Genomic DNA, 26,088 nt, shown 5'->3' on the forward strand with positions numbered 1-26,088 from the left:
CGCAGATTAGCGCTTGTGTTCCTTCACTTCGGCTTCACGCAGGCGCGGGGCCAGCTTGTCGAGCACGCCGTTGACGAACTTGTGGCCGTCGGTCGAACCGTAGACTTTCGCCAGCTCGATGCCTTCGTTGATCACGACGCGGTACGGCACGTCAACGCGCTTGAGCAATTCCCAGGTAGACAGGCGCATCACGCACAGCTCAACCGGGTCGAGCTCTTCGATGGTCAGGTCCAGGCATGGCGCCAGGGCTGTGTCGATCTCGGTCAGGTTGGCGTGCACGCCGTGCAGGATGTCGTGGAAGTAGCTCTGGTCGGCGAAGGTGAAATCGTTATCGACGCGAAACTGTGCCTCGATTTCGTTCAGCGAAGCGCCCGCCAGGTGACGCTGGTACAGCGCCTGGGTCGCGAGTTGACGCGCCTTGCGGCGCTTCTCGCTCTTGGACGGTTTGCCGGCATCGGCAGGACGCGGGTCCTGAGGGTTGAACTGATCGCTTTCGTCGGAAATCACTTGGCCTCCAACTGCGACAGCAGGCTGACCATTTCCAGGGCGGACAAGGCAGCTTCAGCGCCTTTGTTACCGGCTTTGGTGCCGGAACGCTCGATGGCTTGCTCGATGGAATCAACGGTCAGTACGCCGAAAGCGACTGGCACGCCGAATTCCATGGACACCTGGGCCAGGCCCTTGGTGCATTCGCCGGCCACGTATTCGAAGTGCGGGGTGCCGCCACGAATGACCGCGCCCAGGGCGATGATCGCCGCGTATTCACCCTGCTGAGCAACTTTTTGCGCAACCAGTGGAATTTCGAAGGCGCCAGGCGCGCGGATAAGGGTGATATCGCTCTCGCTCACACCGTGGCGAACCAGGGCGTCAACCGCACCGCTTACCAGGCTCTCAACCACGAAGCTGTTGAAGCGGCCAACCACCAGGGCATAGCGGCCTTTGGGGGCGATGAAGGTACCTTCGATGGTCTTCAGGGTCATTCGACAAATCTCTTAAAGAGCCGGGACGCGAAAAGTGCGTCCCTCAGTGATGATTTAACCGCGAACAAGGGGCAAGAATCGCCGGCTTTATTCGGAGGGCACGTATTCTACAACTTCCAGGTCGAATCCGGATATCGCATTAAATTTCATCGGTGCGCTCATCAGGCGCATTTTGCGCACACCCAGGTCGCGCAGGATCTGCGAACCGGCACCGACGATGCTGTAGGTGGTCGGTTTTTTCACCGGCACGGCGTCAGCGGTTTCGCGGATATGCGCCAGCAATACATCACCGTCCAGCGGGTGGCCGAGCAACAGCACCACACCGCTGCCAGCCTCGGAAACCGCAGCCATGGCGGCGCGCAGGCTCCAGCGACCGGGCTGCTTGACCATCAACAGGTCACGCAGTGGGTCCATGTTATGTACGCGTACCAGGGTCGGTTCTTCGGCGCAAATGTTGCCCAGGGTCAGGGCCATGTGCACATCGCCTTCCACTGAATCACGGTAGGTCACCAAATTGAATTGGCCCAGTTCGCTGTCCAGGGGCTGCTCGGCAATCCGCTGAACGGTACGTTCGTGGATCATGCGGTAGTGAATCAGGTCGGCGATCGTGCCGATCTTGAGGTTGTGCTCGGCGGCAAAGGCTTCGAGTTCAGTACGACGGGCCATGGTGCCATCGTCGTTCATCACTTCGCAGATCACCCCGCTTGGCTCGAAACCGGCCATGCGCGCCAGGTCGCAGGCGGCTTCGGTGTGGCCGGCACGGGCCAGGGTACCGCCCGGTTGGGCCATCAGCGGGAAGATGTGGCCGGGGCTCACGATATCTTCGGCCTTGGCGTCTTTCGCGGCGGCGGCTTGCACGGTGCGGGCGCGGTCAGCGGCGGAAATGCCGGTGGTGACGCCCGTGGTGGCTTCAATGGATACGGTGAACTTGGTGCCGAAACCCGAGCCATTGCGCGGCGCCATCAACGGCAGCTTGAGCAATTCGCAGCGTTCGCGGCTCATGGGCATGCAGATCAGCCCACGGGCGTGCTTGGCCATGAAGTTGATGTGCTCGGGCTTGCACGCTTCGGCGGCCATGATGATATCGCCTTCGTTCTCGCGATCTTCGTCATCCATGAGGATGACCATCTTGCCTTGGCGGATGTCTTCAACCAGTTCTTCGATGCTATTGAGCGCCACGCGGCACCCCCTTGGTCAGGATTTCAGGTAGCCGTTAGCGGCCAGAAAACTTTCGGTGATGTTGCCTGATGCAGGCTCTGCGGCCTTTTCGCCCAGCAACAGGCGCTCCAGGTAACGGGCAAGCAAGTCCACTTCCAGGTTCACCCGGCGACCCGGCTGGTACGAGGCCATGATGGTTTCGCTGAGGGTGTGGGGAATGATAGTCAGTTCAAATTCGGCGCCATTCACGGCGTTCACGGTCAGGCTGGTGCCGTCGACGGTGATCGAGCCTTTGTGGGCGATGTACTTGGCCAGCTCTTTGGGCGCGCGGATGCGGAATTCCACCGCGCGGGCGTTCTCGCTGCGGGCCACCACTTCGCCGACGCCGTCGACGTGGCCGCTGACCAGGTGACCGCCCAGGCGGGTGGTGGGCGTCAGGGCTTTTTCCAGGTTGACCGGGCTGCCGGCCGCAAGATCGTTCATCGCGGTGCAGTCCAGGGTTTCCCGGCTGACATCGGCAGCAAAGCCGTTGCCCGGCAGCTCGATGACGGTCAGGCACACGCCGCTGACGGCGATGCTGTCGCCCAGCTTGACGTCGCCGAGGTCCAGCTTGCCGGTTTCAACCAGCAGGCGGACATCCCCGCCTTTGGGGGTCATTGCACGGATGCTGCCGATGGATTCGATAATGCCGGTGAACATTTCGTTCTCCTGAAAACGAGGGGGCTGACGCTCAAGCGCAGGCCGGGAATTATACGCTCACTGCTGGGACGGGGATGGCAGTGACTCGCCAGTCGTCGCCCACAGCGCGCATTTCGGTGATCTTGAGTTGGGGAGCATCGGCCAACTTATCAAGCGGCCAGTCCAGCAACGGGCGGGCAGCGGAGCCGAGGAACTTGCCGGCGATGAATATCACGTATTCATCCACCAGGCCTTGTTGGGCAAACGCGCCGGCCAGGCTTGGGCCGGCTTCCACCAACACATCGTTGACGCCACGGGCAGCCAGGGCGACCAACGCCGAGCGCAGGTCAACCTGGCCCTCCACACCTGGAACCACAAGGCACTCAGGGCCCCGGGGGAACTGGTTCTCCGGAGTCACGCAGGTGATGACCAATGCCGGCCCGGCCTTGAAGAACGGCGCGTTGAGCGGCACCCGCAGGCGGCCATCGATCAGCACGCGCAACGGCGGGCGCGACATGGCCAGGGCGGTGGTTGCGTCGTCCAGGTCCAGTTCGGCGGCGCGTACGGTCAAGCGGGCACCGTCGGCCAGTACCGTGTCGGCACCGGTCAACACCACACTGGCCTCGGCACGCAAGCGTTGCACCGCAGCACGGGCGGCGGGGCCGGTGATCCATTGGCTTTCGCCGCTGGCCATCGCCGTGCGGCCGTCCAGGCTCATCGCCAGCTTGACCCGCACAAACGGCAGACCGTACTCCATGCGCTTGAGGAAGCCGGGGTTAAGCGCCCGCGCTTCAGTTTCCAGCACACCGCTACGCACCTCGATACCGGCTTGGGCCAGGCGTTGCATGCCTCGGCCAGCCACTTCGGGGTTCGGGTCCTGCATGCCGGCCACCACCCGCGCGACGCCGGCGGTCACCAGCGCATCGGCACAGGGCGGCGTACGGCCATGATGGCTGCACGGTTCAAGGGTCACGTACACCGTCGCGCCACGGGCCTTGTCGCCAGCGGCGCGCAGGGCATTGGGCTCGGCATGGGGCTCGCCGGTGCGCTCATGCCAGCCTTCGCCGACAATCTGCCCGTCACGCACGATCACACAGCCAACCCGCGGGTTGGGGTGGGTGGTGTACAGGCCCTTGCGCGCCAATTCGAGGGCACGGGCCATGTAGTGGGCGTCGAGCACAGCCTGTTCAGATGTCATTGTTTGGAGGGCTCACGGGCCAGGCGGTCGATCTCTTCGCGGAACTCGTTGAGGTCCTGGAAGCGTCGATACACCGAGGCAAAACGGATATAGGCGACTTCGTCGAGCTTTTGCAGCTCGCCCATCACCAGCTCACCGACCACCAGGCTCTTGACCTCGCGCTCGCCGGTCGCCCGCAGCTTGTGCTTGATATGCACCAGCGCCGCTTCCAGGCGCTCGACACTCACCGGGCGCTTTTCCAGGGCGCGCTGCATACCGGCGCGCAGTTTTTCTTCGTCGAAAGGCTGGCGGCTGCCGTCGGACTTGATCAGACGCGGCAACACCAGTTCGGCGGTTTCGAAGGTGGTGAAACGTTCACCACAGGCCAGGCATTCGCGCCGGCGACGCACTTGGTCGCCCTCGGCGACCAGACGCGAGTCGATGACCTTGGTGTCGTTGGCACCGCAGAAGGGACAGTGCATGGTTGGCAGGCAACAAAAAATGGGAGGGCCATGGTAGCGCATCCCTGTGGCAAGACAAGCCATAGCCTTTACGGTATATAGGCAGGCTTATATGTTTCATATTTTTAAGCCACGGATTTTGTCCTTTCTGGAGCCGTACATGCAGTTACGACCACTCGTTCTACTCAGCCTGTTCAGTTTTCTGGTCGCCTGCAGCAGCGAAGCCCCCAAGCCGGCCGCGCCTCAACCAACACCGGCGCAAGAGAAAAAAGTCCCGGGCATTGAAGACCTCGGCCCCCTGCCCGCCTATCAGCGCGAAATCAGCGGCAGCCTGACCAACGTGCCCGCTGGTGCCGAAGTCGAGATGGCGCTCTTGGTGATCGACGACCGTTCGCGCCCGCAGCAACTGCTCGCCAGCAGCGTACTGAGCGGCAACGGCAAGCCCTTGGCCTTCCGCCTGCGCTTCAACCCTGAAGCCTTCCCGGCCGGTGCCCGCGTTGAATTGCGCGGCCGCGCCAGCCAGTCCGGCCAGTTGATCCTGCATCTGCCTGCCGTGCGCGTCACCCAGGCGATCACCCAGAGCACCGGCCCCCTGCAACTCGTCAAGGCGCCATGACGCCACCGCTGGGCCTGCAACACGCCTTGAGCGCGTTGATTGGCGATGCGCAATTGGTGCCCTGCCCGTTGCCGGGTACCGCGTTGTCGTTGTGGTTGCTGGACGCCGACAACATGGACCGTGCCTTCAGCCAGGAAGAAACCCGGCGTATCCTGCATGAGCCGCCCTACTGGAGTTTTTGCTGGGCCAGCGGCCTGGCGTTGGCGCGTTACCTGGCAGCGCATCCTGAGTGGGTCGCCGGCAAACGCGTGCTGGATTTCGGCGCAGGTTCGGGCGTAGCCGGGATCGCCGCCGTCAAGGCTGGCGCCCTGGAGGTGGTGGCCTGCGACCTGGACCCACTGGCCTTGGCCGCTTGCCGTGCGAATGCCGAACTCAACCAGGTGGCGCTGAGTTATTCGGCAGACTTTTTTGCCGAAGCCGACCGCTTCGACCTGATTCTGGTGGCCGACGTGCTCTATGACCGCGCCAACCTGCCGTTGCTGGATCAGTTCCTCACCCGTGGCCGCGAAGCGCTGGTGGCGGATTCGCGGGTACGGGATTTCCAGCATCCGGATTACCAGCGGCTGGAGATCCTCGAGGCCTTGACCCTGCCAGATCTGGCCGAGCCGTGGGAGTTTCGCAAGGTGAGCCTGTACCATTCGCGGCGTGCTTGAGGCCATCGCGGGCAAGCCGGCTCCCACAGGGGAATGCATTTCAAGGTGGGAGCTACCACGATGCTTTCAGCCAACCTCGCCAGCCCTTATAGTTGCCCCCATTCCCGCTTTATTCGAGACGCCCCATGAGTGAGCCCACGCCGTACATCTTCGACGTCACCACCGCCAACTTCGATCAGGCCGTTATCCAGAACTCCTTCGAAAAGCCTGTATTGGTCGATTTCTGGGCCGAGTGGTGCGCACCCTGCAAAGCACTGATGCCAATGCTGGCGAAGATTGCCGAGAGTTATCAGGGTGAGTTGCTGCTCGCCAAGATCGACTGCGAAGCCGAACAGGACATCGTGGCGCGTTTTGGCATTCAAAGCCTGCCGACGGTGGTACTGTTCAAGGATGGCCAACCGGTGGACGGCTTTGCCGGTGCACAGCCGGAGTCGGCCGTGCGGGCGATGCTGGAGCCCCATGTGCAAATGCCACCGCCGGCTGCGGCGGACCCGTTGGAGCAGGCTCAGGCGCTGTTCAGCGAAGGGCGCATCAGCGAGGCCGAAGCGTTGCTGGTGCAATTGTTGGGCGAGGACAATACCAACGCCGCCGCCCTGATCCTCTATGCACGCTGCCTGGCCGAGCGCGGTGAGCTGGGTGAAGCCCAGGCCGTGCTCGACGCGGTCAAGAGCGACGACCACAAGGCTGCCCTGGCCGGGGCCAAGGCGCAAATCACCTTCCTGCGCCAGGCGGCGGATTTGCCGGACGCTGCCGAGCTGAAAAGCCGCCTGGCGCAAAACCCGCAGGATGACGAAGCGGCCTATCAGTTGGCGGTCCAGCAACTGGCGCGCCAGCAATACGACGCGGCGCTGGAAGGTTTGCTCAAGTTGTTTATCCGCAATCGCAGCTACAGCGAAGGCCTGCCCCACAAGACCTTGCTGCAAGTGTTCGAATTGCTGGGCAATGATCACCCGCTGGTCACGGTGTACCGCCGCAAGTTGTTTGCCGCGTTGTATTAATCACCGATCCAACTGTACAGCGGCGTATCTCCGCCGCTGCTCACCTTCACCTTGGCGCTGTGGCGCAGGCGCACCAGCAGGCGCTTGCCCGCCCCGGCATCGCCAGCCAAGCCTTCGAGTTGATCGAGCAATTCCAGACCATTGAGTTGTCCGGCCTTGCGCAGCAAATCCTGGGCGTTCTGCCACAGGTCCTCGTTCTGTTTGACCGGAGCCGCAGTGGGCGCGCTGGGCGTTGGTGTGGCCTGCAGTTGGGCACCCAATCGCGCCCAATCGCCGTCGTCCAGCTCCAGGGTCAAGTCCACCGGCAGGTCGCCGATGGTTCCACGAATTCGCAACATCGTCCTTACTCCTGCATTTTTCTGACGGGCATGCTCCCATGCAGCTTGCGCAACACCAAGCGGGCGGTCAAACTCTCGGATCAATTGTTATAAGATCACATAACAAAACTTTCATCCTGGAGCCCTCTCATGCGCCGTTTGCTGCTTGCTTTGCCGTTTGCCCTGCTGCCACTGGCTGTCGCTCATGCCCATGAAGACCATGACCACGAGCACGGCAGCCTCGGCGCCCATGAACATGGCGTCGGGCGCCTGAATGCCGTACTGGACGGCCAGGCCCTGGAGCTGGAACTGGACAGCCCGGCCATGAACCTGGTGGGCTTCGAACATGTAGCGACCAGCGCCGCCGACAAAGCCAAGGTCGCCGCCGTGCGCAAGCAACTGGAAAATCCATCGGCACTGTTCAACCTGCCCAAGGCCGCAGGTTGCGTGGTCAGCAGCCAGGAACTCAACAGCCCGTTGTTCGGTGACAAACCAGAAGCCGAGCATGACGATGATGACCACGCCACCGACGGCAAAGGCGCCGCCGCCCACAAGCATGATCACGACCACAGTGAAATCCACGCCCATTACCAGTTCACCTGCGCCACGCCGACGGGCCTGGGCAACCTGGACTTGAGCCAAGTGTTCAAGACCTTCCCCGCCACCCAGAAAATTCAGGTACAACTGATCGGCCCGAGCGGTCAGCAAGGTGTTGACGCGACGGCCACCGCCGCCACCCTGAAGTTCTGACTTGAAAGCACAGTCCCTGTGGGAGCTGGCTTGCCTGCGATACAGGCGATGCGGTGCAGCAGGCACACCGTAGCGATGCCATCGCAGGCAAGCCAGCTCCCACAGTGGATCGGCGCCATTTTCGACTACCAGGCGACACTGAATTCCCATGACTCAAGCGTTAATCGAACTGTCCGACCTGGGCTTCAACTGGCCCGGGCACCCGCGGTTGCTGGACATCCCCGCGTTCCGCCTGGAACCCGGCGAAACCCTGTTCCTCAAGGGCCCGAGCGGCAGTGGCAAGACCACTTTGCTCGGGCTGTTGGGAGGCGTGCAGAAACCCAGCCAAGGCAGCATCCGCCTGCTCGGCCAGGAGTTGACCGAACTCTCGGCCGGCGCTCGTGACCGTTTCCGTGTGGACCACACCGGTTATATCTTCCAGCAGTTCAACTTGCTGCCGTTTCTGTCAGTACGCGAAAACGTCGAGCTGCCTTGCCACTTTTCCAAGCTGCGCGCGCAACGGGCCAAACAGCGCCACGGCAGTGTCGACCAGGCCGCCGCGGCCTTGCTAGCGCACCTGGGTTTGAAGGACCCGAGCCTGCTGGAACGCCGCGCCGATTCGCTGTCCATTGGCCAGCAACAACGGGTGGCCGCTGCCCGAGCGCTGATCGGCCAGCCAGAACTGGTGATTGCCGACGAACCCACCTCGGCCCTGGACTACGACGCCCGCGAAGCCTTCCTGCAGTTGCTGTTCGCAGAATGCCGCGAAGCGGGCGCCAGCCTGTTGTTTGTCAGCCATGACCAGAGCCTGGCGCCGCTGTTCGACCGCAACCTGTCGCTGGCCGAACTCAATCGCGCCGCCATGCCCGCAGAGGTTTGAGATGTATCTGTTCCGTCTAGCCATGGCCAGCCTGGCTAACCGCCGCTTCACCGCGATCCTCACTGCGTTTGCCATCGCGCTTTCCGTCTGCTTGCTGCTCGCGGTGGAGCGTGTGCGCGTCGAGGCGCGCAACAGTTTCGCCAGCACCATCAGCGGTACCGACCTGATCGTCGGTGCCCGCTCCGGCTCGGTCAACCTGCTGCTGTACTCGGTGTTCCGCATCGGCAACGCTACCAACAACATCCGTTGGGACAGCTACGAGCACTTCGCCGCCAGCCCTCAAGTGAAATGGGCGATTCCCATTTCCCTCGGCGACTCCCATCGCGGCTACCGGGTGATGGGCACCAACGAATCCTATTTCGAGCACTACCAGTACGGGCGAAAGCAAAACCTCGCGCTGGCCAGCGGCCGCGCCTTCGCCACCGACCCATTCGAAGTGGTGCTCGGCGCCGAAGTGGCCGACGCCCTGCATTACAAGCTCGGTGACAAGCTGGTGCTGGCCCACGGCGTGGCGGTGGTCAGCCTGGTCAAGCATGACGACAAGCCGTTTACGGTGGTGGGCATTCTCAAGCGTACCGGCACGCCGGTGGACCGCACGCTGCATATCAGCCTCGGCGGCATGGAAGCGATTCATATCGACTGGCACAACGGCGTGCCGGCCCAGGGCAAAGGCCGCATCAGTGCCGACCAGGCCCGCAATATGGACCTGACGCCGCAAGCCATTACCGCGTTCATGCTCGGCCTGAACAACAAGATTTCCACCTTTGCCTTGCAAAGAGAGATCAATGAATTCCGTGGCGAGCCAATGCTGGCGATCCTGCCAGGCGTGGCGTTGCAAGAGCTGTGGAGCATGATGGGCACCGCCGAAAAAGCCTTGTTCGTGATTTCGCTGTTTGTGGTGCTGACCGGTTTGATCGGCATGCTCACGGCGATCCTCACCAGCCTTAACGAGCGTCGCCGCGAGATGGCGATCCTGCGGTCGGTGGGTGCGCGGCCTTGGCACATCGCAACGCTGCTGATCTTCGAAGCCTTTGCCCTGGCCTTGTCTGGCGTGTTGGCGGGCCTGGGGTTGCTGTACCTGTGCATAGCCGCATCACGGGGTTATTTGCAGGCCAACTACGGCCTGGACCTGCCGATGTCGTGGCCGAGCGAATATGAATGGACGTTGCTCGCCGGTATCCTGGCAGCCGCCCTGTTGATGGGCAGCGTGCCCGCGTGGCGCGCCTATCGACAATCTTTGGCCGATGGCCTGTCCATCCGTTTATGAGGAAGGCTCCGATGCGTCGTGCCCTGTTTGCCCTGTTGCTGCTGACGGCCGTTCCGGTGTGGGCGGATGAACAGCCCAAGGATTTGTCCTGGCAGGAGATGATCCCGCCGGACGCGCCGCCGGAAGTGCCCAATATGAAGCCGCTGCACGACCTGTCGAACATGGCCGATGCCTTGTCCGTCGAGGCCGCGCCCGCAGCCAAGCAGGACCTGCCCAACGCGCCGGTAGTGCAGAGCCTGGACGGCCAGCACATTCGCTTGCCGGGGTATATCGTGCCGCTGGAAGTCAGCGAAGAAGGCCGCACCACGGAGTTTCTGCTGGTGCCGTATTTCGGCGCCTGTATCCATGTGCCGCCACCGCCGTCGAACCAGATCGTGCATGTGAAAAGCGAGGTGGGGGTGAAGCTCGATGAGCTGTATCAGCCGTACTGGATCGAAGGCGCGATGCAGGTCAAGCCATCGTCCAGCGAATTGGCCGATGCCGGTTACCAGATGGATGCCCAGAAGATTTATATGTACGAGCTGGAGGAATAACCCCCACCAGCAACACACTGAAGCTCCCACAGGTTTTGATCAGTGCCGAAAGTGACTGATCACCCTTTCATTGAGCTGAGTCAAAAGACCGAACGGAACGATCTTTACCATTGGACGTACAACTTTTAAACGTCCTTTGGAGCTCCCATGAACAAGTCTCTGCTCGGCGCGTCCCTCTTCGCGCTCGCCCTCGTCGCCCCCGTCGCCCACGCTCACCAGGCGGGCGACATTCTGGTTCGCGCCGGTGCAATTACCGTGAACCCGAAGGCCGACAGCAGCAGCGTCAAGGTTGACCAGGGCCCATTGGCCGGTACCAACCTGGGCGGCAAGGCGACCATGAGCAGCGACACCCAATTGGGCTTGAACTTCGCCTACATGATCACCGACCACGTCGGCATCGAATTGCTTGCGGCCACGCCGTTCGAGCATGACGTGAAGATCAAGAACACCGCCCTCGGCGCCGCCAACGGCAAGCTCGGCACGCTGAAACACCTGCCGCCGACCTTGAGCGTCGTGTACTACCCGCTGGACCACAAGTCCGCGTTCCAGCCGTATGTGGGCGCCGGTATCAACTACACCTGGATCTACGACGAGCACGTGGGCAGCCGCGCCGAACAGGCCGGCTTCAGCAACTTCAAGGCCGAGAACTCCTGGGGTTGGGCTGCACAGATCGGCGCCGACTACATGATCAACGACAAGTGGATGATCAACGCCCAGGCGCGCTACATCGACATCAGCACCAAGGCGACTGTGGATAACAACGCGCTGGGCCAGGGCACTCGGGCCAAGGTCAATGTGGATGTAGACCCGATGGTTTACATGGTGGGTATCGGCTACAAGTTCTAAGTCCCGTTTACGCCACACCGCATAACCCAAGTGGGAGGGGGCTTATGTGGGAGCCGGGCTTGCCCGCGATGCAGACACCACGGTGTATCAGTGATACCCAGGTGATGCTATCGCAGGCAAGCCAGCTCCCACATAAGTCCCCTCCCACTTTTGGTTTTGGGGTGTCAGCTATGGCGGTAGAAGCGATCCAGAAGCGCCGGCAAGCCTGCCCGCCATGCCCTGGGCTTGATGCCGAAGGTATGCAGGATTTTCTTGCAGGCCAACACCGCGTGCTGCGGTTCTTCTGCCGCGTCCGGCCGCGCCGCGTGGGCCTGGGCGGTGGGGGACTCGATGGCCAACGGATGGAAGTTGCGCGCTTCAGTCAGAATCGCCTGCCCCAGCGCCAGCGGGGTAGTCGCCTCGTGGCCGGCGTAATGGTAAGTGCCCCACAGCGGCGCGGCGCAATCGAGTTGCTTGAGCACCGAGATGATCACCCGCGCCGCATCGTCCACCGGCGTCGGATTGCCGCGCCGGTCGTCCGCCATCAGTAACTCATCGGGTTTCTCGGCCCGGGCCAGGAAACGCCCAAGGGTGCCGTCGACGCTGTCATCGAGCAGCCAGCCAAACCGCAGCAGCACATGCTGCGGGCACGTAGCGCGCACGCTTTGTTCGATACGCCACAACGCCTGGCCGCGCAGGCCCAGGGGCACCGGCTCGTCTTTCTCGCTGTAGGCCGTGGCGCGGGAGCCATCGAACACACGATAGCTGGACGGTTGCAGCAGGGTGATGCTGTGGTGCTGGCACAGTTCGGCCAGGCGCTCGATGGCGAATTCCTGGCCGGCCAGGCGGGTTTCGCTTACGGCTTCGGCCTGGAACCAGTCGAAATAGTAGGCGAGGTTGATCAACGCATCGGGACGGGTGTCGTCGAGCAATTGGGTGAGGCTTGCGGCATCCCAGCCGTCTTGGGGCGGTTTGGGGGCGAGGAAACCGATGTCTTCCTCCGCACCGAGGCGAATCAGCGCCTGCCCGAGGGCATTCCCGCCGCCCAGTAACATAAGGCGCATTCGCATAGATTGAGCAGGCCCGGTCTGTTTGGAACGATGGTTATTAACGACAGGCATGTGCGCCTTGCCGTAGGTAGTTGCCAGAATCGTTGCATTTTGCGGGTTTGTAGCGCAACCGTCACGGATAAAGTGCGGGGTTGCAACTTGGCCCCGCCGGTTGCATATAGGGTGAATGAACCTTCCCGAATCAACGGACAAGGGTTTGCACGGCTTTCACCCCGCCGTCAGCACTTGGTTCCGTAGTACCTTTCCTTCGGTGACCAACGCCCAGGCCCAGGCGTGGCCGTTGATCCGCCAGCGCCGCTCGACGCTGATCGCCGCGCCCACCGGCTCCGGCAAGACGCTGACGGCCTTCCTGGCAGTGCTAGACGACCTGGTGCACCAAGGCCTGGCCAACGGCGGCGAACTGCCGGACCAAACCCTGGTGGTGTATGTGTCGCCGCTCAAGGCGCTATCCAACGATATCCAGATCAACCTGCAAAATCCGCTGGCCGGCATTACCGAACATCTAGAGAAGCGGGGGCTGCCGCCGCTGGTAATCCGCACCGCTGTGCGCACCGGCGACACCCCGCAAAAAGACCGCGCCCAGATGCGCAAACGCGCACCGCATATCCTGGTAACCACTCCTGAATCGCTCTACGTGCTGCTCGGCTCGGATTCCGGCCGGCACATGCTCGCCAGCACACGTACGGTGATCGTCGATGAGATCCACGCCATCGCCGCTAGCAAGCGCGGCAGCCACTTGGCCTTGAGCCTGGAGCGCCTGCAAGGGCTGTGTGCCGAGCCATTGACCCGTATCGGCTTGTCGGCCACGCAAAAACCCATCGAAGCCGTCGCGCGCTTTTTAGTCGGCACCGAACGTGATTGCGCCATTGTGGATATCGGCCACGCCCGCCCCCGTGACCTGGCGATCGAAGTGCCGCCGGTGCCGCTCTCGGCGGTGATGGCCAACGACGTGTGGGAGTTGGTCTACGATCGCCTCGCGCAATTGGCCCGTGAACACCGCACCACCCTGGTATTCGTCAACACCCGGCGCCTGGCCGAACGCCTGGCCCGGCACTTGAGCGAGCGCCTGGGCAAGACCGCCGTGGCCGCTCACCACGGCAGTCTGGCCAAGGAGATGCGCCTGGACGCCGAACAGCGCCTCAAGGCCGGCGAACTGCAAGTGTTGATCGCCACGGCGTCCCTGGAGCTGGGGATTGATATCGGCGAAGTGGACCTGGTGTGCCAGATTGGCTCACCCGGTTCCATCAACGGCTTCCTGCAACGGGTCGGCCGTTCCGGGCACCAGGTCGGCGGCACGCCCAAGGGGCGCCTGTTTGCCACCACCCGCGACGACCTGATCGAGTGCGCCGCGCTGCTCGACTGCGTGCGCCGTGGCGAGCTGGATACCTTGCATATTCCGGTGGCACCGCTCGATGTACTCGCCCAGCAGATCATCGCCGAGGTCAGCGCCCAGGAATGGCCGGAACAGGCGCTGCTGGCGCTTATCCACCGCGCCGCGCCTTACGCCGAACTGGATGAACGCCACTACCAGGCCCTTTTGCAGATGCTCAGCGAGGGCTACAACGGCCGCCAGGGCATGCGCAGCGCCTACCTGCACCGCGACGCCGTGACCCACACCCTGCGCGGCCGCCGTGGCGCCAGGCTCACGGCGGTAACCAGCGGCGGCACGATCCCCGACAATGCCGACTACAGCGTGTTGCTGGAGCCGCAAAGCCTGAATATCGGCAGCGTCAACGAAGACTTTGCGGTGGAAAGCATCGCCGGGGATATCTTCCAGCTCGGCAATACCTCCTATCGCATCCTACGGGTCGAAGCCGGCAAGGTGCGGGTCGAAGATGCCCAGGGCCAACCCCCGACCATTCCGTTCTGGTTGGGTGAAGCCCCCGGGCGCAGCAACGAGTTATCGGTGGCCGTGGCCCGCTTGCAAGGGCAATTGGACAGCTTGCTCGGCGCCACGCCCGGCGACCTGCAACCGGCCCTCGACTGGCTTACCGGCACCCTGGGTCTCAATGTCGCCAGCGCCGACCAACTGTTGGATTACCTCGCCCGGTCGCGCCAGGCCCTGAGCGCCTTGCCGTCCCAGGACACATTGATCATGGAACGGTTTTTCGATGCGTCCGGCGGCACCCAACTGATCATCCACACGCCGTTTGGCAGCCGCATCAACCGCGCCTGGGGCCTGGCCTTGCGCAAGCGCTTTTGCCGTACCTTCAATTTCGAGTTGCAAGCGGCGGCCAGTGAAAATGCCATCGTGCTGTCGTTGTCCACCAGTCACAGCTTCGCGCTGGATGAGGTGTGGCGTTACCTCAACAGCAACAGTGCCGAGCACATCCTGATCCAGGCCGTGCTGGATGCGCCACTGTTCGGTGTGCGCTGGCGCTGGAATGCCGGCGTGGCCCTGGCGCTGCCGCGTTATACCGGCGGGCGCAAGGTGGCGCCGCAGATCCAGCGCATGAAGAGCGAAGACCTGATCGCCAGCGTATTTCCCGACCAGATCGCCTGCCTGGAAAACCTCGCCGGCGAACGCGAAATCCCCAACCACCCGCTGGTGGAGCAAACCCTCGACGACTGCCTGCACGAGGCCATGGACAGCGACGCCTGGCTGGCGCTGCTGCGGCGCATGGAACGCGGCGACGTGCGGTTGATCAGCCGCGACCTGCCCGCGCCCTCGCCCATGGCCGCAGAAATCCTCAGCGCTAAACCCTATACCTTCCTCGACGACGCCCCCCTGGAAGAGCGCCGCACCCAGGCCGTGCTCAACCGCCGCTGGAGCGACCCGCAGAGCACTGACGACTTGGGCGCCCTGGATGCCGACGCCATCGCCGGTGTACGCGAAGAAGCCTGGCCGGCGCCCAATGGCCTGGATGAAATGCATGAAGCGTTGATGAGCCTGGCGTGCATCGCAGCGGGCGAAGTTACGCCGCAATGGGCCCAATGGTTGCAGGCACTGCGCAAGGCCGGGCGGGCCTATCAGTTGCCCAACGGAATGTGGGTCGCCGTAGAGCGCTTGAATTGTTTGCAGGCGCTGTATCCCAACGATCTGCCGTTGCTGCCGGGGTTCGATGAGCCCTGGTCCTTTGATGAAGCGCTGGTGGAAGTGCTACGTGCGCGCCTCAGTGGTTTCGGCCCACTGACCCTGGTCGAGATCGCAGCGCCCCTGGCATTACCGGTGGTGGCGCTTACCCAGGCCCTGGCACGCCTGGAACAAGAAGGCTACGTGCTGCGCGGTCACTTCAGCCCCGGCGTGGGTGAAGAACAATGGTGCGAACGTCATTTGCTGGCGCGCATTCATCGCTACACGGTCAAGCGCCTGCGCCGGGAAATCGAGCCGGTGGCATTGCAGGATTTCATGCGCTTTCTGTTCGATTGGCAGCACCTGTCCGACAGCACACGCGGCCAGGGCAGCGCCGTGTTGCCGCAAATCGTCGGCCAGTTCGAAGGCTATGCCGCCGCCACGTCAGCCTGGGACACAGACCTGCTCAGCGCCCGCATCAAGGATTACTCATCGACCTGGCTCGATGACCTGTGCCGCAGCGGCAAGCTGGTCTGGACGCGCCTGAGCAACAAGGCCGGCGCCATGGCGTTGCGCAGCACCCCGGTGGTTTTGCTCCCCCGTAGCCAGGTAGCGTTGTGGAGCGGGCTGACCGAGCCTGCCGACAGCGCCACCTTGTCGCCCAAGACGCAGAAGGTCCACCTGGCCCTGCGCGAACATGGCGCGCTGTTTTTCGATGAACTGGTACACGAGGCCCATTTGCTGCGCAGCGAGCTGGAGACAGCCTTGCAGGAATTGGTAGGCGCCGGCTTGGTGAATGCTGACAGCTTCGCCGGCCTGCGCGCCTTGACCACCCCCGCCAGCAAACGCCAGGCGCGCAGCAGTCGACGTGGGCGCGGGGCGTTTGTCGGCGGTATGGACGACGCCGGGCGTTGGGCCTTGGTTCGCCGCTCGGCGACCGCCGCCGGCGCGCATACGGCCGAGACCTTGGAGCATGTGGCGATGACCCTGCTGCGCCGCTATGGCGTGGTGTTCTGGCGGCTGCTGGAGCGCGAGGCGGATTGGTTACCGAATTGGCGCGAGTTGCTGCGCACTTTCCATCGGTTGGAGGCGCGAGGCGAGATCCGTGGCGGGCGGTTTGTCAGTGGGTTGGCGGGAGAGCAGTTTGCATTGCCGGAGGCGATACCGTTGCTGCGCGAGGTGCGGCGACGGCCCCATGACGGGAGTTTAATTGCGGTGTGTGGGGCGGATCCGTTGAATCTTGTCGGCACGCTGTTGCCGGGAGCCAAGGTGCCAGCGGTAAGCGGTAACCGGGTTGTGTACCGTGATGGGGTGCCGGCGGCGGTGATGGTAGGGGGCAAGCAGCAGGTTTTGTTGGAGGTGGATCAGCAGGCGGTGCAGGAGAAGTTGATCAGGCGCTGACCTTGAGGGCCTCATGATTGAGACCTGGGCTGCTCCGTCAACACCACCGCATCCTGCTCATGCTCCTGCGCCACACGCTTAGGCAACAACACCTGCTGTGGATAAGTTTGCGCAAAATGCACCTCATCACAGTTATCCACAAGCTTTTTCAAGCGCTGATTAAACGCCCGGCTGACTGCGTATTGGCCACCCGAAACCGTGCGGAACTGCGCGGTGAGCACCACGCCATTGAGGTCCATCTTGTCCACGCCAAATACTTCAAGCGGCCCTTGCAGGTTGTACTTGAGGAACACGTCGTCGCGGATCGACTGGCCGGCCTCGCGGATCAGCTCCACGGCCCTGTCCACGTCGGTGTCGTAAGTGAACTGCACTGAGAAGAAGGCATAGGCGAATTGACGCGACTGGTTGGTGACCGCCTTGATCTGCCCGAACGGCACCGAATGCACAAACCCCTTGCCGTCACGCAGGCGCAGGGTGCGGATGGTCAGGCCCTCCACGGTGCCGGCGTGACCAGAGTCGAGCACCACCCAATCGCCGATGGACAGGGTGTCTTCGATGATGATGAACAGGCCAGTAATCACGTCCTGCACCAATTGCTGGGAACCGAAACCGATCGCCAGTCCCACCACCCCGGCGCCCGCCAGCAATGGCGCGACATTGATGCCCAGGTTGGCCATGGTGGTAATCGCGCAGATCACCACCAGGATGATCTTCACTGCATTGCGCAGCAGCGGCAGGATGGTTTTGACCCGGGTGCTGGGCTGGCGACTGGAGCGTTTATTCACCGGTGGTTTGAGGGCTTCCTGAATCGCGGTGTCGAGCACCACCCAGAACAGCCATGTCACCAACAGGATCAGGCCGATACTGCTGAGGGAATCACTGATGGCCCGGCCCACCGAGTTGCGCTGGGCGAATTCGAACAGCGAAACGCCCCAGATACGCCCGAGTATCTCGATAAACGCGATGGCCATGGCGATACGCAAAATCGCGTGCAGCAAACTCAGGAAGCGTTCCTTGTAGGCACTGCTGCGTTGGATCGATACCTGGCTGCGGGACTTGAACAGGTGTTGCAGCACGGTGCTGAGAAACACCGTGCCGATCAGTAACAAGGTGGTGAGCAGCGCGCAGCGCAGGGCCTCTTGGTTGTCGTCACCGGCACCGATCAGGTTGACCGCCGACACCAGCACCATCAACAGAATCGGCCAGTACCAGAGCCCGGAAAACACCCGCAGCGACTGTTGCAATGCTGGATGTTTGAGGCGCTGGGCCAGTGGCCGGTTGCGGATCAAATGGGCCACCGGCCGACGCAGGCGTACCACCAGTACGCCAAAGATGACCGCGGCAAACAGGCCGGTAAACACGGCGATGCTGCTGGTGATATTGCCGCCCAACTGACGAGCGATTTGCGGGCTGGTCAGTGCATCACTGAGGGCCGCGAGAAAGCCGATCAGGAACAGCGGCTTGGGGCAATAGTCACGAATGATCCGCACGGCAGGCCGCTTGTGGCCGACGTTGAACATGACAATGACGCACAGCAACAGCGAGGTGGAAAAGATGCCACTACTGGTGGCGTAGGCAAAACACAGTGCCAGGGCTCGGCCGACAGACGTGGGTAAAAAGTGACTGACATAAAGGGTCAGCGGCAGGCAGATCAGCGCTGGAATCGTGTAGGGAACTACATAGCCCAGCAAGCCTTGCAGCCGTTGGCGCCGCGCGAGGAATGGGCGGCGGCTCGAGCGTTGCACAACCAGGCGCCCAAGTATCGTCAAGACCGCAAAGGCACCGACCCACACCCCAGACAACAGCAGGAAATCGCCCGCCACGCTCCACGGCGAGCGTGCGGCTGTCTGGTCTACCAGGCGCCCTACTTCGTCCGCGGCGCGATCAGCACGCAGGCGCCAGGCGTCGATGAGGTTCTGGTCGAGGTCGAGCTTGTTCTGCACGTCGTCGATGCTTGAACTGATGGCCCCGAGCAGCCCGCCTTCTACCAGCAGTTCCGGCTTGGCCGGCGTTTCGGCAGCGGGCGCCGTTGCCGCGGCTTGCAGGGCGCCATTGCCGCAGAGCAGCAGCGCGACGAGCAGTAATGCAGTCTTTGGATTCAGCAAAACAGCAAGCTCCTTCAGCAGGGTCTGTAAGGAACTGACGAGCTTGGGCCCTTATCGTTCCCTGCGTTTGCAATGCCCCTCCCACATTTCCCCCCTGTACCGCCTGTAGGAATATGGAAACTTTCAGCCAAACAGCGCAGTCATCCCATAACGGAGGTCACCTCACCCACCATCCACGGGAGCACACATGGCGGCGATTCACATCGGCATTTCCGGCTGGCGCTACACGCCCTGGCGCGGGGACTTTTACCCCGAAGGGCTGACCCAGAAACGCGAGTTGCAGTTTGCGTCACGCGCCGTCAACAGCATCGAAATCAACGGCTCGTTCTACGCGCTGCAAACCCCCAAGCGCTATGCCGAGTGGTATGCCGATACGCCCGAAGGTTTCCTGTTCAGTGTCAAGGCGCCCCGTTTCATCACGCATATCCTGCGCCTGCGGGACGTGCACAAGCCGATGGCGAACTTCTTCGCTTCCGGGGTGCTGGAACTCAAAGAAAAACTCGGCCCCATCCTCTGGCAGTTTCCGCCCAGCTTCAAATTTGACGCCACGCTGTTCGAAACCTTCCTGGCCCAATTACCCACCGATACCCAACAGGCGGCGGCCCTCGCCCGCCAGCATGAGCCACGCCTGAACGGCAAGGCGAGCATGAAGGCCTATGCCAAGAAGCCTTTGCGCCATGCCGTGGAGATTCGCAACAAGAGTTTTGCCGTGCCGGAGTTCATCCAACTGCTGGATAAGCACGGTGTGGCGCTGGTGGTCGCGGACACCGCCGGCAAGTGGCCGTACATGGAAGACGTGACCGCCAACTTCATGTACCTGCGCTTGCACGGCGACAAGCAGTTATACGCCAGTGGTTATAGCGCCGAAGCGCTCCAACGCTGGGGTGACCGCATCGAACGCTGGGCCCAGGGCAAGCAGCCTGCCGATGCACACCTGGTCGACCCGCACCACACACCCCGCAGGCGTAAACAGCGCGATGTGTTCTGTTTTTTCGACAACGACATCAAAGTTCGCGCCCCCTTCGATGCACGCCAATTGCTGCAACGCTTCGGACTGGACGAACACCTGCTCACCGAGCCTGGCCGACTGCCGGAACCAGGAGTATTGCCATGACGCATCCAGAGCTGATCCCCACCCCGCCGACCACCGCCATCACCCGCTTCACGGTGCTGACGGTCAATATCCACAAGGGTTTCACCGCACTGAATCGCCGCTTCATCTTGCCCGAACTGCGTGAAGCGGTGCGCAGCGTGGGCGCCGACATGGTGTTCTTGCAGGAGATCCATGGCACCCACGAACGCCATCCCCAGCGCTACAGCGACTGGCCAAAAATGCCGCAGTATGAGTTCCTGGCCGACAGCATCTGGCCGCAGTTTGCCTATGGGCGCAATGCGGTGTACCCCCATGGCGACCATGGCAATGCACTGCTGTCGAAATTCCAGATCATCCGCTACGACAACCTCGACATTTCGCAAAGCGGCCATGAAAACCGCGGCCTGCTGCATTGCGTGTTGCGCCTGCCGGGCAGCGGCCAGCAGGTGCACGCGATCTGCATCCACCTGGGCTTGCGCGAGGTGCATCGCCAACAACAATTGCGGTTGCTGGAACAACGTATCAGCGAGATTCCGGCCGATGCGCCGTTGGTGGTCGCTGGCGATTTCAACGACTGGCGGCAAAAAGCCGACCTGAGCGAAAGCGGTTTGCAGGAAGTGTTCATGCACACCCTTGGCAAACCGGCGCGCACCTTCCCGGCACGCCTGCCGTTGCTGCCGCTGGACCGCATTTATGTGCGTAACTTGACGGTGCACAACCCGCGCGTACTCACCACTCGCCCTTGGTCCCATCTCTCAGACCATGTGCCGCTGTCGGTGGAGGTTGAGCTATGAACGTCGCGGTAGACCATATCGCCACAGACCAACCGCCAGATGACAGCAAAGCGCGGGATCTGGATTACGGCTGGCAGAGCGGCAACCAGGTGGCGTTGCTGGAGAACGGCGAGGCGTACTTTCCCGCTGTGTTCGAGGCTTTGCGGGCGGCAGAGCGCGAGATCCTGCTGGAGACCTTCATCCTCTTTGAAGACAAGGTCGGCTTTGAGCTGCACAGCATCCTCATCGAGGCGGCCAAGCGTGGGGTAAAGGTGGTGGTCAGCCTCGACGGTTTTGGTTGCGGCGAGCTGAGCCCGGGCTTCCTGCGGGAGTTGGCCGAAGCCGGGGTGATGGTGCAGATGTTCGACCCGGCGCCCAAGACCTTCGGCATACGCACTAACTGGTTTCGCCGCCTTCACCGCAAGATTGTCGTGGTGGATGCCCGCGTGGCGTTTATCGGCGGGATCAATTTTTCTGCTGACCACTTGGCGGATTTCGGCCCCGAAGCCAAGCAGGATTACTCAGTACAGGTGATCGGCCCGGCCGTGGCCGACCTGCACCATTTCGCCCTCGCCCAAAGTGGCCGCCAAGTGCGCAGCCGTCGCGGTTGGCGACGGCGCCAGCAACGGCCTTCGCCCTGGACGAGCGAGCCAGGCGACGGCCTGGTGCGCCTGATTTATCGCGATAACATTCAGCATCGTGACGATATCGAAGACGCGTATATCCACGCCTTGAGCCAGGCTCGGCGGCGCGTGGTGATCGCCAACGCGTATTTCTTCCCCGGCTATCGCCTGCTTCGCGAGATCCGCAACGCGGCGCGCCGTGGCGTGCAGGTGCAGTTGATCATGCAAGGCCAGCCGGACGTGCTGTTGGCGAAACTCGCTGCGCGCATGCTCTATGACTACTTGCTCAAGGATGGCGTGGTGATTCACGAATACTGCCAACGCCCGCTGCACGGCAAGGTGGCGCTGGTGGATGACGAATGGAGCACCGTCGGTTCGAGCAACCTGGACCCACTGAGCCTGGCATTAAACCTGGAAGCCAATGTGCTGATTCGCGACCGGGCTTTCAATCAGCAGCTCTACGAACGCCTGGAAGCCCTCGCCCACAATCATTGCCAGACCATTCCGGAAAAGCGCAAGCCACGTCTGTGGCTCTGGCGCTTGACCGTGGGTTTCCTGGTGTTTCATGTGATGCGCCATTTCCCGGTACTGGCCAGTTGGTTACCGGCCCACAAACCGCGTTTGAAACCTTTTGAGGCCACGCCCCATGACGTCTGAAGCCCGCCCCCAAGCGCAAGCCTCTGGGTTCAAGCGCTGGAAGAAACCGCTGACGATCGCGTTCTTCGTGCTGCTGATCGTGTTGTTTACCCTGCTGGCCCGGCGCATCGACTGGAGCGAAGTGTTCCAGACCCTGAGCGAGTTCAAGCTGCGCACATTGTTCATCGCCGGCGCGCTGACGCTGTGCAGTTTTATCGTCTATGCCTGCTTCGACTTGATCGGCCGCACCTACATTCGCCAGCCGTTGCGTTGGAAGCAGATATTGCCGGTGGGTTTCATCAGCTACGCATTCAACCTCAACCTCAGCGCCTGGGTCGGTGGCATCGCCATGCGGTATCGGCTGTATTCGCGCCTGGGCGTGAGCACCAGCAATATCGCCAAGATCCTCGGCCTGAGCCTGGCCACCAATTGGTTTGGCTATATGGCGTTGGCCGGAGTGGTATTCAGCAGCGGGTTGGTGACCCTGCCGCCGGGCTGGAAGCTCAGCAGCGGCGCCTTGCAAGGGGTCGGGGGGTTGTTGGTGCTCGCGAGCCTGGGCTACCTGGCGGCGTGCCGGTTTTCGAAAAAGCGCGCGTGGTCGATCCGCGGTATCGAGATCAACTTGCCGTCGCTGCGTATGGCCTGTTTGCAACTGGCCCTGGGTGCGTTGAACTGGTCGTTGATGGCGGCGGTGATATTTGCCTTGTTGCCCGCCAAACTGGATTACCCCCTAGTGCTGGGGGTGCTGTTGATCAGCGCAATTGCCGGGGTGGTCACCCATATTCCCGCCGGCTTGGGGGTTTTGGAGGCGGTGTTCATTGCGCTGTTGCAGCATGAGGCGTCGCGGGGGAGTTTGCTGGCCGGGCTGATCGCGTACCGGGCGATTTATTTTATCTGCCCGTTGTTGATTGCACTGGTGATGTATTTGGGGGTGGAGGCCAAGGCCAAGGCGTTGCGGGTTAAGAAAACTGCCTGATGAGACGGTGGTGACGGTGGAATCGCTATCGCGGGCAAGCCCGGCTCCCACAGGGGAATGCATTCCCAGGTGGGGAGCCGGGCTTGCCCGCGAAAGCGATCACAAGGGCAACGACTATCGAGCCTGAATGATGCTCAACCGCTCCCCCACCACCATCTCGGTAATCCAGTCCACCAGGATCGAGGTGTAGGCCTGTTGCGACACCGGGTCGCTCAGGGAATGGTCGGCGCCGTCGATGATGCGGTGGGTCAGCGAATGGGTCTGCTGGCACGCCGCGCGGTAACTCATGATGGTGGCGTGGGGCACATGGTCGTCGGTTTCCGATTCGACAATCAGCACATCGCCGGTAAATTGCGCGCAGGCATGCAGGGCACGGTTGGTTTCGGCGTGCACGAGGGTGCCGCGGTAATCCATCAGGTCGGCTTTATCCAAGTCGCGCTTGGGTTTGAGCCATTCCTGATCGCGGTACAGCGCCGGCACTCGCAGCGCCAGCCAACGTACCGGGCGCAATGAGGTGAGGATCGCCGCGAGGTACCCGCCATAACTGGTGCCCACCACTGCCACAGCCGAGGTGTCGATAGCCGGGTGGGACAGCAGGCGGTCGTAGGCGGCCAACAGGTCGCGCAGGTTGTCTTCGCGGGTGACGCGCGACAAAGGGATGCCGGTGCCAGCATGGCCACGCAGGTCGAAGGTCAGGCATACACATCCAAGGCCTGCGATACCTTTGGCCCGCTCCAGGTCGCGCTCCTGGCTGCCGCCCCAGCCGTGCACGAACAACACGCCGGGCACTTTGGACTTGGGACTGAGGAATGTCCCGCTCATCTGTTCGTCGTCTATATCGATGGTGATGCTCTCGCTTCTAGCCGTCATAAGTCTTGACCGTCACATACTTGAGTAGAAAGTCGCTGTTTTCGGCCGGGCCTCGGTATACCTCGATGGCATCCGCCGGCAGCGCCTGGTCTACATAGGTTTCTACCGAGGACACACGGATGGCCTTAAGGCCCGGATGGTTTATAAAACTCTGCAACGCCGCGACTTCCGCGCTGCTGGCCCCGCCCATGCGCCACGATTGTTCGAGCACACCACTGCGGCGCTGGCCTGTGCTGTCCAGGCCTTGGGCGATGTCGTAGTTGCGGCGCGAGGCGAAGAAGCTTGGGTAGGCTTCGTCCGCAGCACGGTCGAAAACCAGCGCCTGTTCGATGGCCTCACGCACGTCTTCACGCAGATCCAGTTTGAGCAGGGCAGCATAATCACCGGGGACGACCAGCAGATCGGAACCGCCGTAGACCTCTTCCCCCTGCCCGTCTTGGGTCAGGTGCTGCTCGCCGCAGTAGCTAATGAGGTGATCGCCAATAAAACTCTGGCCCACACTGTGGGTGACCACCGCGTGCAGGTCTTGTTCCAGCACCACGCCTTCATTGAACATTCGGGCCGCTTCCGGGCGCGCCACTATCGCGTCGAACTCATCCAGGCTGTGGATAACTTCCTGCCCGCGCCCTGCACAGGCGTTCACGGGTTTCAGACGAATCGGGCCACTGTAGAGCAAGCGGGTCGCGGCAGGCCGCGCGTCCTCAAGGGCGAACACACTCACGCCGTCCAACACCACGTCACGCACACGCTCGCAGAATGACGGCGACCAGCCTTCGGGCGCCTTGGCGTCGGGACTCAACAGGCCATGCGTGATGGCCTTGGTGCAGATAAAAGCGTGATCGACATAGCCGCCCCACAGATCGCCAGGCCCCTTGATATTGAGCTGGCGCGCTTGGGCTGGCCCGACCAGGGTTTGCGTGGGCAGCAGATACAATTCCCGGCCCGCATGCAAGGCCGGGTCGTAACTGCCACCGAACTTGAGCCCCAAGATCTGCGCCAGCCAGCGTGCGAGGGCGCGGTTGGTTTCGATTTCATGCAGGGGCGCCCCCTCTCGCATGGAGTGGGCGACCACCAACTTCTTGCGACTTATGGGGGTCATGCGGTCCCCTTTTCCATCAACCTTTGTGTAGCAATGAGGTTGCATGGATCAGGCCAACGCTGTGATTGAGCGGATAGTTGTTAAATCAATCAGTTGCGCAAAAAGTGATGGCCGTTAGCCTGTTTTATTCTGCACGACCCGGGGCGAACCCTGCGGCGTTCTGCACGATTCAAACCCCAAAGCGGTTGCGGTAATCGCTGGGGGACAGGCCGGTGATTTTCTTGAAAATGGTACGAAAGGCACCGGGGTCTTGATAGCCCACGGTCCAGGCAATGTGATCGATGGTGCCGTTGGTGAACTCCAGCATCTGCCGCGCCTTGCCGACCCGCAGGTGTTGGCAGTACTCGGTGGGTTTCAATCCGGTGGCGTTGCGAAAGCGCCGCAGAAAGGTGCGCTCTTCAAGGTTCGCCTCCTGCGCCATCGCTGCCACGGACACGTCCACCGCGCCACTGGCTTGCAGCCAATGCTGGACCTTGAGGACCGCACCATCACCGTGCCTGAGAAGCGGCGCAAAGTTACTACCACATTGGCTGGCGCTGGCGCTGTGTTCGATCACCAGAAAACGCGCCGTATCGGCCGCCACGCTCGGGCCCATCAGCCGGTCGACCAGGCGCAGGCCCAGTTCGGACCAGGCCATCAGCCCCGCGGAAGTGATCAGGTCGCCGTCATCGACAATGGGTTTATCCGCTTCCAGGCGCACCGCCGGGTAACTGGCCGCAAAAGACTTCGCGGAGGACCAGTGGGTGGTGGCGCTGCGGCCATCCAACAGGCCGCTGCGCGCCAGCATGATCGAGCCGATGCACACGCCGCCCAGCACGGTGCCGCCCGCATGTTGCAGGCGCAGCCATTCCAGCAGCGCAGGCGGCGCCTGGTCTTCGGTGAACTCTGCAATCGAGGGCGGCACCAACACGGCCATCATCGGTTGGTCGGGGCCTGGGTGGCTGTCGAACGTGCGCGCGGGCGTGCCGTGGGCATCTACCTGCCAGTGGCTGACCCGCAGCAGCGGCAGTTGCGCAGAGTCATGCTCGGCGGCGATGCGGTTAGCGACCCCGAACAGGTCAGTCAGCCCGTGGACTGCGGCGAGTTGCGCACCTTGGTAGATCAACACACCCAGCTCGACAGTGCTGCGTTGCGCGGCCATTGTCAGTTTTCCCCCT

Annotated in this window: 25 protein-coding genes; 13 read left to right on the forward strand and 12 right to left on the reverse strand. The window is 62.4% G+C overall.

The features are described 5' to 3' along the window. Window positions 1-6: 6 nt before the first annotated feature. From nusB to nrdR, 6 genes are all read right to left on the reverse strand, one after another. Window positions 7-507, reverse strand: coding sequence for a transcription antitermination factor NusB (gene nusB / locus RHM69_RS17275; protein ID WP_014720126.1), 501 nt, complete (start codon window positions 505-507; stop codon window positions 7-9). Continuing rightward, window positions 504-980 (reverse strand): 6,7-dimethyl-8-ribityllumazine synthase, encoded by a 477-nt coding sequence (gene ribE / locus RHM69_RS17280; RefSeq protein WP_003194576.1) that lies wholly within the window; start codon window positions 978-980, stop codon window positions 504-506. The genes nusB and ribE overlap by 4 nt, the downstream gene beginning before the upstream one ends. An 87-nt stretch (window positions 981-1,067) precedes the next feature. After that, window positions 1,068-2,159, reverse strand: coding sequence for a bifunctional 3,4-dihydroxy-2-butanone-4-phosphate synthase/GTP cyclohydrolase II (gene ribBA, locus RHM69_RS17285; protein WP_003194579.1), 1,092 nt, complete (start codon window positions 2,157-2,159; stop codon window positions 1,068-1,070). Window positions 2,160-2,174: 15 nt separating this feature from the next. Continuing rightward, window positions 2,175-2,837: a riboflavin synthase gene (locus tag RHM69_RS17290; protein ID WP_014720128.1), complete on the reverse strand. Its 663-nt coding sequence runs from the start codon at window positions 2,835-2,837 to the stop codon at window positions 2,175-2,177. A 49-nt stretch (window positions 2,838-2,886) separates the two neighbouring features. Beyond that, the gene (ribD, locus tag RHM69_RS17295) at window positions 2,887-4,014 is read right to left on the reverse strand and encodes a bifunctional diaminohydroxyphosphoribosylaminopyrimidine deaminase/5-amino-6-(5-phosphoribosylamino)uracil reductase RibD (RefSeq protein ID WP_200599818.1); all 1,128 of its coding nucleotides are present in this window, start codon (window positions 4,012-4,014) and stop codon (window positions 2,887-2,889) included. Further along, window positions 4,011-4,475, reverse strand: coding sequence for a transcriptional regulator NrdR (gene nrdR / locus RHM69_RS17300; RefSeq protein WP_019818855.1), 465 nt, complete (start codon window positions 4,473-4,475; stop codon window positions 4,011-4,013). Before nrdR ends, ribD begins: the two co-directional genes overlap by 4 nt. Before the next feature lie 139 nt (window positions 4,476-4,614). Here nrdR and RHM69_RS17305 point away from each other — a divergent pair, with 139 nt between their 5' ends. From RHM69_RS17305 to trxA, 3 genes are all read left to right on the forward strand, one after another. Beyond that, window positions 4,615-5,070: a YbaY family lipoprotein gene (locus RHM69_RS17305; protein ID WP_003194586.1), complete on the forward strand. Its 456-nt coding sequence runs from the start codon at window positions 4,615-4,617 to the stop codon at window positions 5,068-5,070. After that, on the forward strand, window positions 5,067-5,723 hold the full coding sequence (locus RHM69_RS17310; RefSeq protein ID WP_014720130.1) for a class I SAM-dependent methyltransferase: 657 nt from the start codon (window positions 5,067-5,069) through the stop codon (window positions 5,721-5,723). Before RHM69_RS17305 ends, RHM69_RS17310 begins: the two co-directional genes overlap by 4 nt. Before the next feature lie 125 nt (window positions 5,724-5,848). Further along, the gene (gene trxA, locus RHM69_RS17315; RefSeq protein WP_069868792.1) at window positions 5,849-6,721 is read left to right on the forward strand and encodes a thioredoxin; all 873 of its coding nucleotides are present in this window, start codon (window positions 5,849-5,851) and stop codon (window positions 6,719-6,721) included. Here trxA and RHM69_RS17320 read toward each other — a convergent pair. After that, window positions 6,718-7,059: a hypothetical protein gene (locus RHM69_RS17320; protein WP_003194591.1), complete on the reverse strand. Its 342-nt coding sequence runs from the start codon at window positions 7,057-7,059 to the stop codon at window positions 6,718-6,720. The genes trxA and RHM69_RS17320 overlap by 4 nt on opposite strands. 129 nt (window positions 7,060-7,188) lie before the next feature. Between RHM69_RS17320 and RHM69_RS17325 the strand changes: the two genes are divergently transcribed. The 5 genes from RHM69_RS17325 to RHM69_RS17345 all read left to right on the forward strand — a co-directional run bounded on the left by RHM69_RS17325 (window position 7,189) and on the right by RHM69_RS17345 (window position 11,293). Continuing rightward, on the forward strand, window positions 7,189-7,788 hold the full coding sequence (locus tag RHM69_RS17325) for a DUF2796 domain-containing protein (RefSeq protein WP_014720132.1): 600 nt from the start codon (window positions 7,189-7,191) through the stop codon (window positions 7,786-7,788). Between the two features lie 148 nt (window positions 7,789-7,936). After that, a complete protein-coding gene (locus RHM69_RS17330; protein ID WP_014720133.1) occupies window positions 7,937-8,647 on the forward strand; it encodes an ABC transporter ATP-binding protein in 711 nt (236 codons plus the stop codon). Between the two features lies 1 nt (window position 8,648). Next, complete coding sequence (locus tag RHM69_RS17335) at window positions 8,649-9,914, forward strand: ABC transporter permease (RefSeq protein WP_014720134.1); 1,266 nt, start codon at window positions 8,649-8,651, stop codon at window positions 9,912-9,914. Window positions 9,915-9,925: 11 nt separating this feature from the next. Next, a complete protein-coding gene (locus tag RHM69_RS17340) occupies window positions 9,926-10,447 on the forward strand; it encodes a DUF3299 domain-containing protein (protein ID WP_020302441.1) in 522 nt (173 codons plus the stop codon). A gap of 147 nt (window positions 10,448-10,594) precedes the next feature. Continuing rightward, window positions 10,595-11,293 carry an OmpW/AlkL family protein gene (locus tag RHM69_RS17345; RefSeq protein ID WP_014720136.1) on the forward strand — a complete coding sequence of 233 codons (699 nt, stop codon included), beginning with the start codon at window positions 10,595-10,597 and terminating at the stop codon, window positions 11,291-11,293. Between the two features lie 164 nt (window positions 11,294-11,457). Here RHM69_RS17345 and RHM69_RS17350 read toward each other — a convergent pair whose 3' ends face one another. After that, window positions 11,458-12,342 (reverse strand): sugar nucleotide-binding protein, encoded by an 885-nt coding sequence (locus RHM69_RS17350; RefSeq protein ID WP_072435451.1) that lies wholly within the window; start codon window positions 12,340-12,342, stop codon window positions 11,458-11,460. Window positions 12,343-12,508: 166 nt separating this feature from the next. Between RHM69_RS17350 and RHM69_RS17355 the strand changes: the two genes are divergently transcribed. Next, window positions 12,509-16,756, forward strand: a complete 4,248-nt coding sequence (locus tag RHM69_RS17355; protein ID WP_200599821.1) for a DEAD/DEAH box helicase — start codon at window positions 12,509-12,511, stop codon at window positions 16,754-16,756. A gap of 11 nt (window positions 16,757-16,767) precedes the next feature. Here RHM69_RS17355 and RHM69_RS17360 read toward each other — a convergent pair whose 3' ends face one another. Beyond that, window positions 16,768-18,861: a mechanosensitive ion channel family protein gene (locus RHM69_RS17360; RefSeq protein WP_020302444.1), complete on the reverse strand. Its 2,094-nt coding sequence runs from the start codon at window positions 18,859-18,861 to the stop codon at window positions 16,768-16,770. Between the two features lie 187 nt (window positions 18,862-19,048). Here RHM69_RS17360 and RHM69_RS17365 point away from each other — a divergent pair, with 187 nt between their 5' ends. The 4 genes from RHM69_RS17365 to RHM69_RS17380 are packed head-to-tail and all read left to right on the forward strand — an operon-like array spanning window position 19,049 to window position 22,962. Further along, window positions 19,049-19,975 carry a DUF72 domain-containing protein gene (locus RHM69_RS17365; RefSeq protein ID WP_014720140.1) on the forward strand — a complete coding sequence of 309 codons (927 nt, stop codon included), beginning with the start codon at window positions 19,049-19,051 and terminating at the stop codon, window positions 19,973-19,975. After that, window positions 19,972-20,748, forward strand: a complete 777-nt coding sequence (locus RHM69_RS17370; RefSeq protein WP_014720141.1) for an endonuclease/exonuclease/phosphatase family protein — start codon at window positions 19,972-19,974, stop codon at window positions 20,746-20,748. Before RHM69_RS17365 ends, RHM69_RS17370 begins: the two co-directional genes overlap by 4 nt. Continuing rightward, complete coding sequence (gene clsB, locus RHM69_RS17375; RefSeq protein ID WP_019818875.1) at window positions 20,745-22,007, forward strand: cardiolipin synthase ClsB; 1,263 nt, start codon at window positions 20,745-20,747, stop codon at window positions 22,005-22,007. The genes RHM69_RS17370 and clsB overlap by 4 nt, the downstream gene beginning before the upstream one ends. Continuing rightward, the gene (locus tag RHM69_RS17380) at window positions 21,997-22,962 is read left to right on the forward strand and encodes a lysylphosphatidylglycerol synthase domain-containing protein (RefSeq protein WP_014720143.1); all 966 of its coding nucleotides are present in this window, start codon (window positions 21,997-21,999) and stop codon (window positions 22,960-22,962) included. Before clsB ends, RHM69_RS17380 begins: the two co-directional genes overlap by 11 nt. A 114-nt stretch (window positions 22,963-23,076) precedes the next feature. Here RHM69_RS17380 and RHM69_RS17385 read toward each other — a convergent pair whose 3' ends face one another. The 3 genes from RHM69_RS17385 to RHM69_RS17395 all read right to left on the reverse strand — a co-directional run bounded on the left by RHM69_RS17385 (window position 23,077) and on the right by RHM69_RS17395 (window position 26,072). Further along, a complete protein-coding gene (locus tag RHM69_RS17385; protein ID WP_019818878.1) occupies window positions 23,077-23,832 on the reverse strand; it encodes an alpha/beta hydrolase family protein in 756 nt (251 codons plus the stop codon). After that, window positions 23,822-24,931, reverse strand: a complete 1,110-nt coding sequence (locus RHM69_RS17390; protein WP_019818880.1) for a DUF3182 family protein — start codon at window positions 24,929-24,931, stop codon at window positions 23,822-23,824. The genes RHM69_RS17385 and RHM69_RS17390 overlap by 11 nt, the downstream gene beginning before the upstream one ends. 169 nt (window positions 24,932-25,100) lie before the next feature. After that, window positions 25,101-26,072, reverse strand: a complete 972-nt coding sequence (locus tag RHM69_RS17395; protein WP_073452015.1) for a GlxA family transcriptional regulator — start codon at window positions 26,070-26,072, stop codon at window positions 25,101-25,103. Window positions 26,073-26,088 lie beyond the last annotated feature (16 nt).

It is taken from the genome of Pseudomonas sp. CCI1.1 (assembly GCF_034348165.1).
In the GTDB taxonomy this organism is placed as follows: domain Bacteria; phylum Pseudomonadota; class Gammaproteobacteria; order Pseudomonadales; family Pseudomonadaceae; genus Aquipseudomonas; species Aquipseudomonas paracarnis.

Excerpts from the sequence above, each read along its gene's own strand:
- RHM69_RS17320 (WP_003194591.1), bottom strand. The coding sequence starts at position 7,059 with ATGTTGCGAATTCGTGGAACCATCGGCGACCTGCCGGTGGACTTGACC.
- RHM69_RS17370 (WP_014720141.1), top strand. The coding sequence starts at position 19,972 with ATGACGCATCCAGAGCTGATCCCCACCCCGCCGACCACCGCCATCACC.
- RHM69_RS17325 (WP_014720132.1), top strand. The coding sequence starts at position 7,189 with ATGCGCCGTTTGCTGCTTGCTTTGCCGTTTGCCCTGCTGCCACTGGCT.
- RHM69_RS17390 (WP_019818880.1), bottom strand. The coding sequence starts at position 24,931 with ATGACCCCCATAAGTCGCAAGAAGTTGGTGGTCGCCCACTCCATGCGA.
- RHM69_RS17330 (WP_014720133.1), top strand. The coding sequence starts at position 7,937 with ATGACTCAAGCGTTAATCGAACTGTCCGACCTGGGCTTCAACTGGCCC.
- RHM69_RS17380 (WP_014720143.1), top strand. The coding sequence starts at position 21,997 with ATGACGTCTGAAGCCCGCCCCCAAGCGCAAGCCTCTGGGTTCAAGCGC.
- RHM69_RS17345 (WP_014720136.1), top strand. The coding sequence starts at position 10,595 with ATGAACAAGTCTCTGCTCGGCGCGTCCCTCTTCGCGCTCGCCCTCGTC.
- RHM69_RS17365 (WP_014720140.1), top strand. The coding sequence starts at position 19,049 with ATGGCGGCGATTCACATCGGCATTTCCGGCTGGCGCTACACGCCCTGG.
- ribE (WP_003194576.1), bottom strand. The coding sequence starts at position 980 with ATGACCCTGAAGACCATCGAAGGTACCTTCATCGCCCCCAAAGGCCGC.
- RHM69_RS17290 (WP_014720128.1), bottom strand. The coding sequence starts at position 2,837 with ATGTTCACCGGCATTATCGAATCCATCGGCAGCATCCGTGCAATGACC.
- nrdR (WP_019818855.1), bottom strand. The coding sequence starts at position 4,475 with ATGCACTGTCCCTTCTGCGGTGCCAACGACACCAAGGTCATCGACTCG.
- trxA (WP_069868792.1), top strand. The coding sequence starts at position 5,849 with ATGAGTGAGCCCACGCCGTACATCTTCGACGTCACCACCGCCAACTTC.
- RHM69_RS17395 (WP_073452015.1), bottom strand. The coding sequence starts at position 26,072 with ATGGCCGCGCAACGCAGCACTGTCGAGCTGGGTGTGTTGATCTACCAA.
- RHM69_RS17340 (WP_020302441.1), top strand. The coding sequence starts at position 9,926 with ATGCGTCGTGCCCTGTTTGCCCTGTTGCTGCTGACGGCCGTTCCGGTG.
- ribD (WP_200599818.1), bottom strand. The coding sequence starts at position 4,014 with ATGACATCTGAACAGGCTGTGCTCGACGCCCACTACATGGCCCGTGCC.
- RHM69_RS17310 (WP_014720130.1), top strand. The coding sequence starts at position 5,067 with ATGACGCCACCGCTGGGCCTGCAACACGCCTTGAGCGCGTTGATTGGC.
- RHM69_RS17305 (WP_003194586.1), top strand. The coding sequence starts at position 4,615 with ATGCAGTTACGACCACTCGTTCTACTCAGCCTGTTCAGTTTTCTGGTC.
- RHM69_RS17335 (WP_014720134.1), top strand. The coding sequence starts at position 8,649 with ATGTATCTGTTCCGTCTAGCCATGGCCAGCCTGGCTAACCGCCGCTTC.
- RHM69_RS17350 (WP_072435451.1), bottom strand. The coding sequence starts at position 12,342 with ATGCGAATGCGCCTTATGTTACTGGGCGGCGGGAATGCCCTCGGGCAG.
- clsB (WP_019818875.1), top strand. The coding sequence starts at position 20,745 with ATGAACGTCGCGGTAGACCATATCGCCACAGACCAACCGCCAGATGAC.
- RHM69_RS17385 (WP_019818878.1), bottom strand. The coding sequence starts at position 23,832 with ATGACGGCTAGAAGCGAGAGCATCACCATCGATATAGACGACGAACAG.
- RHM69_RS17355 (WP_200599821.1), top strand. The coding sequence starts at position 12,509 with ATGAACCTTCCCGAATCAACGGACAAGGGTTTGCACGGCTTTCACCCC.